This is a genomic window from Enterobacter sp. JUb54 (assembly GCF_014298075.1).
In the GTDB taxonomy this organism is placed as follows: domain Bacteria; phylum Pseudomonadota; class Gammaproteobacteria; order Enterobacterales; family Enterobacteriaceae; genus Klebsiella; species Klebsiella lignicola.
Window position 1 is genome coordinate 2,790,453 of sequence record NZ_CP060418.1, and the last position, 14,460, is coordinate 2,804,912.

The following is a 14,460-nucleotide window of genomic DNA, read 5'->3' on the forward strand; positions in this document are numbered from 1 at the left end:
CACGTACTACAATCATTTCTGTAACCCTACTCCCAACGGCACATAACGACTACTAACCCCGGGGAATGTTGATGTCCAATATACGACTGAGGAATGTCACCAAACGGTTTGGTGACACCGTGACGCTGCACCAGGTCAATCTTGATATCGAAGACGGTGAATTTGCGGTCTTTGTCGGGCCGTCAGGCTGCGGAAAATCGACCCTGCTGCGCATGATCGCCGGGCTGGAAGATGTCAGCGATGGTGAAGTGTTGATTGGCGATGAAGTCATGAACGACGTGGTGCCTGCCCATCGCGGTGTGGCCATGGTCTTCCAGTCCTATGCTCTCTACCCGCACATGACCGTGGCTGAAAACATGGGCTATGGCCTGAAGGTCAATAAAGTCCCTAAAGATGAGATCCGTCGTCAGGTCGAAATGGTCGCCAAAACGCTGCAGCTAACCCACCTGCTGGATCGCAAACCTAAACAGCTCTCAGGCGGCCAGCGCCAGCGCGTGGCGATCGGCCGCGCCATCGTGCGCAACCCGCGGGTCTTCATGTTTGATGAACCGCTCTCTAACCTTGATGCCGAACTGCGCGTCGAGATGCGCCTGCACATTGCCAAACTGCACCATGAACTGAAAACCACGATGGTGTATGTCACTCACGATCAGGTTGAAGCCATGACCCTGGCCGATAAAATCGTGGTGATGAACTACGGGAAAGTCGAGCAGATGGGCTCGCCGATGTCGCTGTACTACAACCCGGTCAATAAGTTTGTCGCAGGATTTATCGGCTCGCCCAAGATGAACTTCCTGCCCGCCACCGTAACCGCGTGGCAGCCGGGACAGCTCACCGTACAAATGGCACAGCAGCACAGCCTGACGCTGAATATCACCACCACGCCGTTACAAGCAGGCGATGCGGTGACGCTGGGGATCCGCCCGGAACACCTGTCAACCGACGTCAACAGCGGTACGGTGGTGGAGTTTCAATGCGAAGTGGTGGAACGTCTGGGGAATAACACCTATCTGTTTGGCCAGTGCTACGGCCATGACAACGTCAAAATTCTGCTGCCCGGCGACGTCCATTTCCGCCCATGGCAGAAAATCGACGTTGCGTTCGACGACCGCTTCTGTATGGTCTTTGATGAAAGCAATCAGCGCATCAGCGCTGATATCACGGCCCCGGATGCGCATTAACAACATCTGGTTGTCATGAACCGCTTTTACACTGATGTCGGGTGCTGGTAGCCATTGCTGCCAGCATGCCAGCCACAGCCCTCGTTTTACTCCGTGTCGCTCATTGCCTCGAACGCTGCGGATCATCCACTGTTTGCCCGATATCATCGTCATAAGTGATTCGGGCATTTTTTAAATGTAATATTAATTACCTCTCGCCTGCTAGCTTTGCCAACTATCGGATATACTCAACAAACCCCCAATAATATAAGGATATGCGCATGACGACCCGGAATCTGGTGAGTCTGGTTACCGGGGTGTTGATTGTCGCCATTATTTTGCCTATTGCCTTAAGTATCTGGCTGGCAACCAATCAGGCAAAAACGCTGTTTTATTCCGAGCTGGATAACTACTCTTCACGGGTGCTGACCCGCATCCAGCAGGTCGCCAATCAGGCCAGAGAAGCGTTACAGGAAGCCAATGCCTACAGCGGACCCCGCTGCAGCCCGCAGCATCTGCTCACCATGCGCCGGATTGCCTATACCCACCGCTATGTGCGGGAAATTCTGTGGCTTAAAGACTCGATTCCACAATGCTCTTCCCTTGAAGATTACAGCCTGCCCGCTATTTTCCCGGCGCCCGATCACGTGACCGCCGATGGCTATCACGCCTGGCTCACCTCGGTGAGCGATCTTGGCCTGAAACATAAGATGACGGCACTCGGCAGCAAAAACCATATCGTGATGATCGACCCGGCATCGTTTATCGATATCATTCCCCTGGGCCAGGATAATATTAATGCGGTGCTGTTTGGCCTGGTGAATAAGCAGGTGGTGACCAGCAGCACTACGCCCTCACCAGCAGCCTGGGAGAAAATCCAGCGGCTGGAGAGCAAAACGCTCACCATCAACGACACCGTCTATCGCCTGCACCCCATTCCTGAACTGGGACTGGCTATCGCCACCTGGTCATCGACGCTGCCGCTGCAGGAAAAGTTTCGCCATCAGTTGATGCTATGGCTGCCTATCGGCTTGTTTATCAGCCTGATCGCCGCCTATTTGCTGCTGCGCCTACTGCGGACCCTGCGCTCGCCGCGCTATGGCATGTTGGATGCGCTTCACTCCAATGCCATTCTGGTCCATTACCAGCCGATCGTCGCACTGAAAGATGGCAAAATCATCGGCGCCGAAGCGCTGGCCCGCTGGCAGCAGCCCGACGGCAGCTTTTTATCGCCGGACATTTTTATCCCCCTGGCCGAACAGACCGGGCTAATCACCCACTTAACAGAAGATATCGTCCGCAAGATTTTTACCGACCTCGGGCCATGGCTGCATAATCAGCCGGACCTGCACATCTCAATCAACCTCTCGGTGGATGATTTGCGCTCCCCAAGGTTGCCCAAACTGATGCAGCAACAGCTTGAACAATGGAAAATTGCTCCGTCGCAAATTGCCCTTGAACTGACGGAACGCGGCTTCATCGATCCCGCCACCACCCTGCCGGTGATCGCCCGCTATCGCCAGCTGGGGCACAGCGTGTCGATCGATGATTTTGGCACCGGGTATTCCAGCCTGAGCTACCTGCAAAAACTGGATGTCGATACGCTGAAAATTGATAAATCCTTCGTCGACGCCCTCGAGTACAAACCGCTCACGCCGCATATTATCAAGATGGCGAAGGCCCTGAATCTGGTGACCATTGCCGAAGGCGTTGAAACCCAAAGCCAGCGGGACTGGCTGTGCGAGCACGATGTTCTCTACGCTCAGGGCTGGTTGTACAGCCCGGCCTTACCGAAGGATGAGTTTATCCAGTGGGCGGAAAATAACCTCAAAATGTACCGATTCTCCTGAGGCCATTACCTTTCCCGACAGTGGCCTCGTATCAAGAGGCCACTTCGCCACGACTGACCGCTGGTTCTGGCCGTACCGGCTGACGGAACCACGGCAGACACAGCTGGATCAGCGGGCCGATCGTTAAGGCATACAGCACGGTTCCGACCCCGAAAGTCCCGCCCATCGCCCAGCCAATGACCAGCACCGACACTTCAATCGCCGTGCGGATCCCACGTAAAGACCAGCCAGTACGGGCATGTAATCCGGTCATCAGTCCGTCGCGAGGTCCGGGACCAAAACCGGCACCAATATACATCCCGGTCGCCAGGGCATTCATGACGATAGCGCCCACCAGCATCAGGCTACGCACCACCAGCGAATCCAGCGGCGGCAGAACGGCAAGCGTGGCGTTGGCCGCCAGGCCCAGCACGATGACGTTGCTGATGGTCCCCAGCCCCGGCATCTGGCGCAGCGGGATCCACAGCAGCAGCACCGCGGCGCCGGTCAGAATCATCACCGTGCCAAAATCGAGACCAAACTGCTTGCCGACGCCGAGGTGAAACACATCCCACGGATCGGCACCGAGATTGGCATGAACAAACAACGCGGTCGACACGCCGTACAGGACCAGACCGACATAAAGCTGCACTAATCGACGTAACATTTTTTACCTCTGGATGATTGCGGACGGTTCCATCATCGATAAAAATGGATTGATAATTAATGGCCAGTTTTGGAAAAGTGGATCGCTATGGTTTCTCGTCGCTTTGGTACGCAATCTCTGGTTCGTCTGCTGGGCCACTGGCAGGCGCCTGCTGGTCGAACGACGCTCTGGCGTCAGCTGGCGGAGGCCCTGCGCCTGCTGATCCTCGATGGTCGCCTGACCCTCGAAACGCGCCTGCCCGGTGAACGCGAGCTGGCCAGCGCCCTGAACGTCAGCCGCACCACCGTTGCCAGCGCGCTCGGCCAGCTGCGTGAAGAGGGCTTTCTTTACAGCCGCCAGGGCAGCGGTTCGCGCATCGCGCTGCCGGAACGTGCTGGCGCTGTGGAAGATGTCGCCTTCCGCCCGTCCTCGATAAATCTGGCAACCGCCGCCCTGAGTGCCGGACCGGAGATCCACCAGGCTTACCAGCAGGCGTTAACCGTGATGCCGCAGCACCTCGGGAATACCGGTTACGATCAGCATGGACTACAGGTCTTACGTGAGGCCATCGCCCACCGCTACGGCGAACGAGGGCTGCCCACCCGCAGCGATGAAGTAATGATCGTCAACGGCGCGCTGAGCGCTTTTGCGCTGGTTTTACGGCTGCTGACCGGGCCAGGCGACCGGGTTGTGGTCGACGCTCCGACCTATCCCATGGCCATCAGCGCCATTCAGGGCGCCTCCTGCCGGCCGGTTGGCGTCGCTCTGCCGCAGCAGGGTTGGGACTGCGACGGCCTGGCGGCGACCATCGCCCAAACCGCCCCGCGCCTGGCCTGGCTAATGCCTGATTTTCACAATCCCACCGGCCGCTGCATGGACAGCGCCACCCGTCAGCGGGTCGCCGATATCGCGGCGCAAACGCGCACCACGTTGGTGGTCGACGAGACGATGGTCGATTTGTGGTACAACGCCCCACCGCCGCCGCCGCTGGCAACCTTCAACCCCGATGCGCCGGTGATTACCATTGGTTCTGCAGGAAAAAGTTTCTGGGGAGGATTACGTATTGGCTGGATCCGCGCCTCTTCACGAACCATCGCCTCGTTAATGCAGGCCCGTGATTCGCTCGATCTTGGTACACCGCTGCTTGAGCAACTGGCCTGTAGCTGGTTACTGGACCATGAGAAGGCGTTGCTGCCCGCGCGCCGGGAGATGCTCGCCGCACGCCGCGATATGTGCAGCGCGCTGATGACGGAGTTTTTCCCGCACTGGCGCTTTTCATCACCGGAAGGCGGGCTTTCGTTTTGGGTCGAATTACCGGGGATGCTGGCGACGCAGTTCTCGGCCAGGGCAGAAAGTCATGGGATTCATATTGGTACCGGCACGCGGTTCGGTCTGGCGGGCGCCTTCGATCGCTATTTGCGTTTGCCCTTCACCCTGGCGGATGAGGAGTTGCGCAGTGCTTTTACGACGCTACAGCCATTGTGGGCGGGAATTTCACAACAGAATGAAAATACAAGAATGCGGAAAATAATATAATAAAATATCGACGGGCTGGCATCAGCCCGTCGAAAAGTCATCATCCATGACGCATTTGAGATGTTTTTTATAAATTGCACTTCATCATGTCAGGACTATATGTCAGCCCGATGACACCGATGAATGAATGTCATTAATGCTGGCGTGGAATAGGAAAACTTTTTAACGAGATAATAAACCCATCTTCATCTTTCTTAATTTTGGCTCCGGTGTCACACCAGTCGGAGGCAATGCGAAAAAACTCATCACTACCGATATTCCAGTTGAGGCGAACATGCTTAACATACCCTGAACGTAACATGTCGCAGGCTTCGCTGTAGTTGCTGGCTGTAGAGAGTTGTTGTTTCATTTTTTCTTCTTCAGAATTTTTCTTAACGCTTTGATTTCTTTAGGGGTTAATGGAGAAGTTTCTTCTTCGGTATGCTGACTATCAATATCTTCTTCCGAAACCCCCGCCTCGTCTGCCGAATCTGCTGTTTGGAAAGCCAGCAGCAGCAGTTTCTCCGTTGCAGTACCCAGGTTCTCGTTATTTACTTCCGCGTAATGACGCAGCTTTTCTTTTAACTCTGCATCAATTTTTACGTTTAATACGACTGTGGTCATCGCCATGCTTCCCGTGCAAAAAAATTTACAATAATTAATACACGAAGTTAACAAACCGATCCAGAGATATATTTCAGACTTGTTACCTGGTAGTAATTAGCGTAATTAATTTGCCCGTTATTTGTGACATGAAAATGACATTAATATTTCAATAACATTGCAGAAATATGACATATATCTTTAAAGAATAAAAATTAGTGGTGTTTAGAAGTAATAGTGAGCGGTAATCGTACAGCCGCAGCGGGGGCATCAGGAGAACGAAAGCGTTGCAGGCCTCTGCACGCCAGCATCGTGCGACAAAAAAGGGGCGCAGACCGGGCGTTGTTGTGGCGTTCGGGTATCATTGAATGAAAATGAAAAAAAACAGCGGGGATCCCCAGAATTGGGTGGGGGCCCTGCCAGCTACATCCCGGCACACACGTCGTCTGCTCTGGCTGCTTCCTTCCGGATCTGACCTGGTAAACAGAGTAGCGTTGCGGGAGAACCAACAGGGCCCCCATTGAGAGCGTTGTTATCCAACGCGCTGGCGCATTATCCCTACTGCACCGGTGAATTGCAAGCTAACGCCGACCGGATGCTGGTTTATTGTGCAACGCCAGGCTCATCGCCCGATGCGACCAGGTTCTGCCAGGGCGATCGGGCAGAGATCAAGGTATTGCGAGCGTTATCGCAGTACATTTCCCTGTATGCATCCATACTGACAGCATGGAATAACAGGTTTATTAATCAATATTTTATCTCAATGGTAATGGCATGAGCGAATCACCGCGTTTTACAACGACTCTGGCGATGCCAGAGATTGACGGCGTCACCCTCTCCTTTCAGGGGCTACATTATCTGCGCCCGGAACTGATGCTGGATTTTGTCAGCGTGAGCAGCGGCACTCTGCTGGCCATCACCCCGGTTGCGCTGCTCTATTCCACGGTCGGTGTCCTGCAACGCCTGGATTTGCGCAAGCTGCCTATCGAGGTCAGCGGTCGCGTCATATACCCCATCAGCTCTCAGCAACTTCCTTCTCTACGAGCAAAACTGATTATCAATGGTCAGTCCCGACGGCTGAAGTTTTTTGAAAGCCTGGTCGCCATGACCCCGGATGACAACGTCCACGGCATGCAGATCCTCGGCCTGTCACTCGATTTCACTATCGCGAAACCGCCATAATGCCCGTCCCTGTACAGCCACTCTGCCAACGCTTATCCTGACCCTTTCCCGGTAACAGGACCAACAATGGATTCTCACGATACATTTCCCCGACGGGTCTGGCAGATTGTGGCCTCTATTCCGGAAGGCTACGTCGCCACCTACGGCGATATTGCCCGACTGGCAGGCTCACCACGCGCCGCGCGTCAGGTGGGCGGCGTACTCAAACGGCTGCCCGAAGGCTCAACGCTTCCCTGGCACCGGGTCGTCAATCGCCACGGCGATATTTCGCTTACCGGCCCGGATTTGCAGCGCCAGCGTCAGGCGCTGCTGGCGGAAGGCGTGCAGGTATCCGGCAGCGGCCATATTGAGCTGCAACACTATCGCTGGGTTTACTGAAGACAAAAAAATGCCCCTGAACAGGGGCGTGTGTAGAGGTTACTGTGCGGTCGTTGAACTGGTGTCGTTGGCAACCGGAACGGCGGTATGTTGCACCGGAACCAGCAGCAGGTCGGCGCGATTCCCTCCCTGAGTCACCACCGTTTGTACGGTATCGGTGATAAACATCAGCTGACCATTCACCGTAATTGCCGAACTCAACAAAATACGCGCATTCGGCTTAATGTCCGCCTGGTTATACGGCAGGACAAAGTTATACGGCGGCTGTTTACCTTCGGTACGTACCGCTTTCTGCGCCAGGACCTGTGCCGGGGCATCGGCCAGAGAAGCATCAGCCAGCGTGACCGTCAGTACCGCATCCGGCGGTAGTGCCACTTTTTGCCGGATAGAGATGGTGCCTGAAACATTAGGCTGCTGCTGAGAAGCGTTCAGCGAGGCAATGCCATAAGGATCGGGGGCAGCAGCTGCATTGGTCGTCGAGGCGCTGTGATTATTCGCGCAGGCGGTCAGTGTAGCGGCAACAGCTAAAGCACTAAACATATAGGCAAATTTCATTATGTTCTCCTTTTCATCCCTTTATCTACAGGAGTATGTCCGGCCGACTGGCGAGCAGGAACATTTGTATCGTGCATAAGTGTGGCACAGATCTCAGTTATCTTCCTGCAAATGACCCTTTATTCAGATTATTGAACCCATCGGACCACTTGCGATTCCAGGTTATACTTGCCCTCAATACGCGCTGCGCGATGCAGTTATCACTGATTGAGGATAAATATGAGTCAGGCATTAACCAATCTGCTGGCATTGTTGAATCTGGAAAAAATTGAAGAAGGGTTATTCCGCGGGCAGAGTGAAGATCTGGGGTTACGTCAGGTGTTTGGCGGCCAGGTCGTCGGTCAGGCGCTGTACGCCGCCAAAGAAACCGTGCCTGCCGAACGCTTGATCCACTCGTTTCATAGCTATTTTCTGCGCCCTGGCGATAGCCAGAAACCGATTATTTATGACGTCGAAGTCCTGCGCGACGGCAACAGCTTCAGCGCCCGTCGGGTGGCGGCGATTCAGAACGGTAAGCCGATTTTCTATATGACCGCCTCTTTCCAGGCGCCAGAGCCGGGCTACGAACACCAGAAATCCATGCCGGCCGCCCCGTCGCCGGAAGGACTGCCGTCCGAAACGGATATCGCCCGCAAGCTGGCTCACCTGCTGCCGCCGCAGGCCAAAGATAAGTTCCTCAGCGATAAACCGCTGGAGATCCGCCCGGTAGAGTTTCATAACCCGCTGAAGGGCCACGTGGCAGAACCTACCCGCCAGGTGTGGTTCCGTGCCAACGGCGCGGTGCCGGAAGATATCCGTATCCACCAGTCTCTGCTGGGCTACGCTTCAGACTTTAATTTCCTGCCGGTGGCCCTGCAGCCGCACGGTGTCGGCTTCCTTGAGCCGGGCATGCAGGTCGCGACGATCGACCACTCCATGTGGTTCCATCGCCCGTTCAATATCAACGAATGGTTGCTGTACAGCGTTGAAAGCACCTCAGCTTCCAGCGCTCGCGGCTTTGTGCGCGGCGAGTTTTATACCCAGGATGGCACCCTGGTGGCGTCAACGGTGCAGGAAGGGGTCATGCGCAATCGTAACGCGTGATCATAAAAAAAGCCTCCCATCGGGAGGCTTTGCTACTACAGGAGACAACTCAAATTATCAGGCGTTGTACGCGTTCTCGCCATGGCTGTTGACGTCCAGCCCTTCGCGTTCCTGCTCTTCCGGTACACGCAGACCCACGGTCATGTCAGCCACTTTGTAGCCGATGTAGGCCACAATACCGGACCACACGATGGTGATAGCGATACTTTCCAACTGAACCAGCAGCTGATGGCCCATGGTGACGCCTTCTGCGTAGCCCACGCCGCCCAGAGAGGTGGCAGCAAAGATACCGGTCAGAATACAGCCCACGATGCCGCACACGCCATGTACGCCAAAGACGTCGCAAGGGTCATCGACACGTAACCAGCGTTTCAGCACGGTGACGCCCCACAGACCAGCAAGACCAGAAGCGATACCCACAATCAGTGCGCCGCCGACGCCGATGTAACCACATGCCGGCGTGACACCAACCAGACCCGCGATAGCACCGGAACACGCGCCCAGCAGGGACGGTTTACCACGCGTAACCCATTCGCCGAAGGTCCAGGCCAGAATCGCGCCAGCGGTCGCAACCACGGTGTTGACGAAGGCCAGGGCGGCAATTTCGTTCGCCGAGCTTGCAGAACCGGCGTTAAAGCCAAACCAGCCGACGTAGAGGATTGCCGTACCGGTGAAGACCATTGGCAGGTTATGTGGTTTAAACGCTTCTTTGCCGAAGCCAACGCGTTTGCCCATCATATAAGCACCGACCAGCCCGGCGACCGCAGCGTTGATATGCACGACGGTACCGCCGGCGAAATCCAGTGCACCATGCGTTGCCAGCAGACCACCACCCCAGACCATATGCGCAATCGGCACATAGGAGAGGGTCATCCACACCACCACGAAAATCAGCACCGCGGAGAAGCGAATACGCTCAGCCAGCGCGCCGACAATCAGGCCAACGGTGATACAGGCAAAGGAGCCCTGGAACGCCACGTGAATGTACTGATAGAAAGAGCCCATCAGCGCTTTCAGTTCGATATTTTTCAGCATCACCCAGTCAAAGCTGCCGAAGAAGCTGCCGCCGGTCCCGAAGGCCAGCGTGTAGCCATAAACCACCCATAATACGCACACCAGCGCAAAGGTAACGATCACCTGCGTCAGCATTGAGAGCACGTTCTTGCCGCGAATCAGGCCGCCGTAAAACAGCGCGATGCCCGGAATTGTCATAAACAGCACCAGCGCGGTGCAAATCATCATGAAGGCGTTGTCGGCTTTATCTGCCACTGCCGGTGCGGCCATCGCCAGCCCCGGAAGAAGTGCCAGCGCACCCAGACCCGTTTTCAATGTTGCTATTTTCATTTTCTCGATCCCCATCACTGTGTGGTCTGGTCGTTACAGTGCCGCTTCGTCGGCTTCGCCGGTGCGGATGCGAATAACGCGTTGCAGTTCGGCGACAAAAATTTTGCCATCGCCAATTTTTCCGGTGTAGGCCGCTTTACTAATGACATCAACGACCTCATCAAGCTGATCGTCGGCAATCGCGACGTCAATCTTCACTTTTGGCAGAAAATTGACGCTATATTCGGCACCACGGTACAGCTCAGCATGACCCTTTTGACGGCCAAACCCTTTTACCTCAGTGACCGTAAGGCCCTGAATGCCGATGGAAGATAACGCTTCACGCACATCTTCCAGTTTGAATGGTTTGATTACCACGGTAACCAGCTTCATAAGTCCCCTCCGCTCAGAATTCGTAATGGCAGCAGCTAACACACAGGGAATAAAGCAAGGGCTATGCCAGAAATGAAAAAGGACCGCATAGCGGCCCTTTTCACAACGAAAAGACGAGAATGGAGGAAGAATGCCTCAGAAAAGCATCCGTTTCGGCCAAAAATGCACCACAACAGTGCATGGCGCGTTGCATTTTTGCACCACATTTATTCGCCACAAAACCACTGCCTGTTTATGGTGCATCAGGCGGTCAGCGACTCTTCCTGGGCGCTGGCGGCCAGCTCTTCGCCGGCCAGCTGCAGCTGATACATCTGCCAGTAACGCCCTTTTGCCGCCAGCAGTTGCTGATGATTGCCACGCTCAACGGCCTGCCCGCGATGGAGCACCAGAATGGTATCAGCCTCCACGATCGTTGACAGGCGATGCGCGATCACCACCAGGGTGGTGTGCTGGCGAACTTTTGCCAGCGCCTGCTGAATCGCCTGCTCGGTACCGGAATCGATGTTTGCCGTCGCCTCATCGAGAATCAGTATCTGCGGGGTATCCACCAGCACTCGCGCCAGCGCCAGCAGCTGTTTCTGCCCCACGGAGAGGTTATTCCCCTGCTCGCCCAGCTGGGTGTAGATCCCGTTATCCATACTGCGCGCCAGCTCCGCCAGCTGCACCGACTCCAGCGCCTCCCAGACCAGCTCCTCGCTGATGTCGCGGCCCAGGGTGACGTTGGCATAAAAGGTATCGGCCAGCACCACCGGATCCTGCTGCACCATCGCCACGCCCTGGCGCAAAGCGCTGTGGCTTAACGAGGCGAGCGGACGCCCGTCGATGCGGATCTCCCCTCGGGTCAGCGGATAGTAGCCCATCATCAGGCTGGCCAGCGTGCTTTTCCCGCTGCCGGTATGGCCCACCAGCGCCACAAAACCACGGGAAGGGATCTCCAGATTAATCTCTTTCAGCACCAGCCGATCGCCGCGGTAGGCAAACGACAGATCCTCGATTGATACCCTGCCGCTGCGCAGCGGGGCATTATCCTGCCCCCACGCCTGGCGCGGGCGATCCATCAGTTCGAACACTCGCTCGCCGGCAACGACCGCCTGCTGGAGCATCGACTGCTGCGTCGTCAGCTCGATCAGCGGTTCATTCAGGCGCCCAAGGTAGCTGATAAAGGCATACAGCACCCCGACTTCAATCGTGCCGACGGAACTGAAGCCAAACAGCATCAGCAGCCCGCAGAGCACCAGGGTTGAGAACAGGCTCAACAGCGGGCGCAGGAGAAAACCGTCAAGGCGCAGCGTTTGCATCCGCGCCAGATAGTGAGCATGGCTGGCTTCACGCATCCGTTCGCCGAACCGCGCCTGCTGGCGGAACTGCTGGATGACGCCCATGCCGTTAATCACTTCATTAAAGCCATCGTTGATATCCGCCAGCCATGCGCGAACCCGGCGCACGATAGGCGTGCTGTAGCGTTGATAAATCAGCATGACAATCAACACCGCCGGGAAGATGGCCAACGCCACCAGCGCCATGCGCCAGTCGAGGCTGAACATCGCCACCAGCATCGCGCCAATCAGTGCGGCGCTGCGCAGCACGGTCGCCACCACGGTCACATAGAGGTCGCGAATCACTTCGGTGTCGTTGGTCACGCGGGAGATCAGTTGCCCCACCGGCTGGGTATCAAATTCGCTGAGCGGCTGGCGCAGCGCGGCATCCATCACATCGCTTCGTAGCTGCTGCACCACGCCGACGGCGGCACGGTTAAACAGCAGCGACTGGTTATAGTGCAGGGTCGCCGCGAGGATCTGTAATCCAAGGTAGGCCACCGCCAGACCGCAAACCAGCTTCAGCGGCAGCGAGTTCTTCGCCACCATATTATCGATAAAATAGCTGATCAGCAGCGGACCGCTGACCTCGGCCGCGGCGGCAATCCACATCATCACCACCGCAATAATCAGCGGTTTACGCCACGGAGAACCGTAGGCCAGCAGGCGTTTTAAGGTGGGCCAGAGTTCGGCAAAACTACGCATCGGTGGCCTCCTCATGTTCCTGCGGCGCATCGTCAAGCGCCGCTTCCAGTTGCTGATAACGATACATATCGCGGTACCAGCCGGGTTGAGCCGCCAGTCCGTCATGGCGACCGCGCTGGACGATATGTCCGTGCTGCATCACCAGGATTTCGCTGGCTTCCGTTAAGGCTGACAGACGATGGGCGCTGATGATCACCGTACGCCCTTCTCCCCACTGTCGTAGGTTATGCAGGATCTGGTGCTCCGTCCGGCCGTCCACCGCCGACAGCGCATCATCCAGAATCAGGATCTCCGCCTCCAGCAGCAGCGCGCGAGCAATCGAAATACGCTGTTTCTGCCCACCGGAGAGCATCACGCCGCGTTCGCCCACTTCCGTTTCATATCCCTGAGGCAGACGCAAAATATCGTCGTGTACGCTGGCTAACCGCGCCGCACGTTCTATTTGCTCCGGCGTCGCATCAGGCCTGCCGAGCGCGATGTTATTAGCGACGGTATCGGAAAACAGAAACGGCGTCTGGTTAACTACCGCCAGCCGGGCGCGCCAGCTATCGAGCTGCAGCCGGGTCAGGGGAATATCATGAAAACGAATATCCCCCTGGGTGACATCAAAGTGACGTTGGATCAGCGCCAGGATGGTGCTTTTTCCCGAGCCGGTTGGCCCGCAGATGCCCAGCATCTGCCCTGGCTGGAGCACAAAGTTCACCTTTTCCAGTGCAGCTTTATGCGCCTGCGGATAGACAAACTCGCGCACCGCAACATTCAATACGCCGCGGCCTTCAGGCACCTGTTCGCTGCCATCGTTGACGGTCGGCGCCTCTTCGAGCATCGTGCGGATGCGGCTATAGGCCGCGCTGCCGCGCTCAACAATGTTAAACATCCACGCCAGCGCCAGCATCGGCCAGATCATCAGCCCGAGGTACATCACAAAGCTGGTTAACTGACCGAGCGTCATGCTGCCCTGCAACACCATCCAGCTCCCGCCGCCGATCGCCAGCAGATTCGCGGTGCCAATGGCGATATAAATCGTCGGGTCAAAGCGCGCATCAATGCGCGCCACGCGCATGTTTTTCTTTCCGGTGTCCGCAGCATCGGCAGAGAACTGCGCCGACTGGCGGTCTTCAAGACCAAAGGCTTTGATCATGCGGATACTGGTCAGGCTTTCCTGGGTTCGGTCGTTCAGACTGGAGAACGCCGCCTGGGCAACGCGGAAACGTTCATGCAACGCATCGCCGTTGCGCTTAATCACCAGCGCCATCACCGGCATCGGCAGCAGCGCCAGCAGCGTGAGCTGCCAGCTGATCTGCGTCGACATCACGATGAACACCGCGCAGCCCATCACCAGCGAGTCGACCAGGGTCAACACCCCCTCACCTGCGGCGAATACCACCCGGTCAACGTCGTTGGTCGCGCGCGCGATCAGATCCCCGGTACGGTGGCGCAGGTAAAAAGCGGGATGCTGGCGGCTGAGCTGGCGATAAAAGTCTTCCCGCAGCTCCACCGCCAGCTGATAGGACGCACCGAACAGCAGTACGCGCCAGACGTAGCGCAGCAGATAGACCATCACCGCGATCAGCACTAACGAGCCGATCCACAGCCAGATCGTCCCGGCGCTAAAATGTTGTCTGGTGACGCCATCGACCACGATCCCCACCACTTTCGGTGGGATCAGTTGTAAAATGGCGATAATGATCAGCAAGGCAATGGCACCGAGATAGCGGCGCCACTCCCGGCGGAAGTACCAGCTGAGTTGGGCAAATAATCGCAAGCAGTAG

14 protein-coding genes and 1 other RNA gene are annotated in these 14,460 nt (G+C 56.4%); 6 read left to right on the plus strand and 9 right to left on the minus strand.

The annotated features are described in order from the left end of the window. The first annotated feature begins 71 nt into the window (after positions 1 to 71). Entirely contained in the window at positions 72 to 1,181 is a 1,110-nt protein-coding gene (locus HF679_RS12845) for an ABC transporter ATP-binding protein (protein ID WP_123755721.1), read from the plus strand. A gap of 260 nt (positions 1,182 to 1,441) precedes the next feature. After that, positions 1,442 to 3,010, plus strand: a complete 1,569-nt coding sequence (locus tag HF679_RS12850; RefSeq protein WP_123755720.1) for an EAL domain-containing protein — start codon at positions 1,442 to 1,444, stop codon at positions 3,008 to 3,010. Positions 3,011 to 3,041: 31 nt separating this feature from the next. Here the strand turns inward: HF679_RS12850 and HF679_RS12855 are convergent, their stop codons facing one another. Continuing rightward, positions 3,042 to 3,656: a YczE/YyaS/YitT family protein gene (locus HF679_RS12855; protein WP_123755719.1), complete on the minus strand. Its 615-nt coding sequence runs from the start codon at positions 3,654 to 3,656 to the stop codon at positions 3,042 to 3,044. Positions 3,657 to 3,743: 87 nt separating this feature from the next. Here HF679_RS12855 and HF679_RS12860 point away from each other — a divergent pair, with 87 nt between their 5' ends. Then, a complete protein-coding gene (locus HF679_RS12860) occupies positions 3,744 to 5,171 on the plus strand; it encodes a PLP-dependent aminotransferase family protein (protein ID WP_187042106.1) in 1,428 nt (475 codons plus the stop codon). A gap of 133 nt (positions 5,172 to 5,304) precedes the next feature. Here HF679_RS12860 and HF679_RS12865 read toward each other — a convergent pair whose 3' ends face one another. The 3 genes from HF679_RS12865 to ffs form a co-directional block, all read right to left on the minus strand. Then, the gene (locus HF679_RS12865; protein ID WP_123755717.1) at positions 5,305 to 5,520 is read right to left on the minus strand and encodes a hypothetical protein; all 216 of its coding nucleotides are present in this window, start codon (positions 5,518 to 5,520) and stop codon (positions 5,305 to 5,307) included. Beyond that, complete coding sequence (locus HF679_RS12870; protein WP_123756220.1) at positions 5,517 to 5,774, minus strand: hypothetical protein; 258 nt, start codon at positions 5,772 to 5,774, stop codon at positions 5,517 to 5,519. Before HF679_RS12870 ends, HF679_RS12865 begins: the two co-directional genes overlap by 4 nt. A 393-nt stretch (positions 5,775 to 6,167) precedes the next feature. Next, positions 6,168 to 6,264, minus strand: an RNA gene (gene ffs / locus HF679_RS12875) — signal recognition particle sRNA small type. 263 nt (positions 6,265 to 6,527) lie between these two features. Between ffs and HF679_RS12880 the strand changes: the two genes are divergently transcribed. Together HF679_RS12880 and HF679_RS12885 are read left to right on the plus strand one after the other, a co-directional pair. After that, complete coding sequence (locus HF679_RS12880) at positions 6,528 to 6,935, plus strand: dTDP-glucose pyrophosphorylase (protein WP_123755716.1); 408 nt, start codon at positions 6,528 to 6,530, stop codon at positions 6,933 to 6,935. 66 nt (positions 6,936 to 7,001) lie between these two features. Further along, complete coding sequence (locus HF679_RS12885; RefSeq protein ID WP_123755715.1) at positions 7,002 to 7,313, plus strand: MGMT family protein; 312 nt, start codon at positions 7,002 to 7,004, stop codon at positions 7,311 to 7,313. Positions 7,314 to 7,352: 39 nt separating this feature from the next. Here HF679_RS12885 and HF679_RS12890 read toward each other — a convergent pair whose 3' ends face one another. Next, on the minus strand, positions 7,353 to 7,868 hold the full coding sequence (locus HF679_RS12890) for a YbaY family lipoprotein (protein WP_154143540.1): 516 nt from the start codon (positions 7,866 to 7,868) through the stop codon (positions 7,353 to 7,355). 219 nt (positions 7,869 to 8,087) lie between these two features. Here HF679_RS12890 and tesB point away from each other — a divergent pair, with 219 nt between their 5' ends. Further along, positions 8,088 to 8,951 carry an acyl-CoA thioesterase II gene (gene tesB / locus HF679_RS12895; protein ID WP_123755713.1) on the plus strand — a complete coding sequence of 288 codons (864 nt, stop codon included), beginning with the start codon at positions 8,088 to 8,090 and terminating at the stop codon, positions 8,949 to 8,951. Positions 8,952 to 9,008: 57 nt separating this feature from the next. Here the strand turns inward: tesB and amtB are convergent, their stop codons facing one another. The 4 genes from amtB to HF679_RS12915 all read right to left on the minus strand — a co-directional run bounded on the left by amtB (position 9,009) and on the right by HF679_RS12915 (position 14,453). Next, positions 9,009 to 10,295 carry an ammonium transporter AmtB gene (gene amtB, locus HF679_RS12900; protein WP_174508240.1) on the minus strand — a complete coding sequence of 429 codons (1,287 nt, stop codon included), beginning with the start codon at positions 10,293 to 10,295 and terminating at the stop codon, positions 9,009 to 9,011. A 33-nt stretch (positions 10,296 to 10,328) separates the two neighbouring features. After that, complete coding sequence (glnK, locus tag HF679_RS12905; protein ID WP_004858743.1) at positions 10,329 to 10,667, minus strand: P-II family nitrogen regulator; 339 nt, start codon at positions 10,665 to 10,667, stop codon at positions 10,329 to 10,331. Positions 10,668 to 10,909: 242 nt separating this feature from the next. After that, complete coding sequence (locus HF679_RS12910; RefSeq protein WP_123755711.1) at positions 10,910 to 12,688, minus strand: SmdB family multidrug efflux ABC transporter permease/ATP-binding protein; 1,779 nt, start codon at positions 12,686 to 12,688, stop codon at positions 10,910 to 10,912. After that, a complete protein-coding gene (locus tag HF679_RS12915) occupies positions 12,681 to 14,453 on the minus strand; it encodes a SmdA family multidrug ABC transporter permease/ATP-binding protein (protein ID WP_123755710.1) in 1,773 nt (590 codons plus the stop codon). Before HF679_RS12915 ends, HF679_RS12910 begins: the two co-directional genes overlap by 8 nt. Positions 14,454 to 14,460 lie beyond the last annotated feature (7 nt).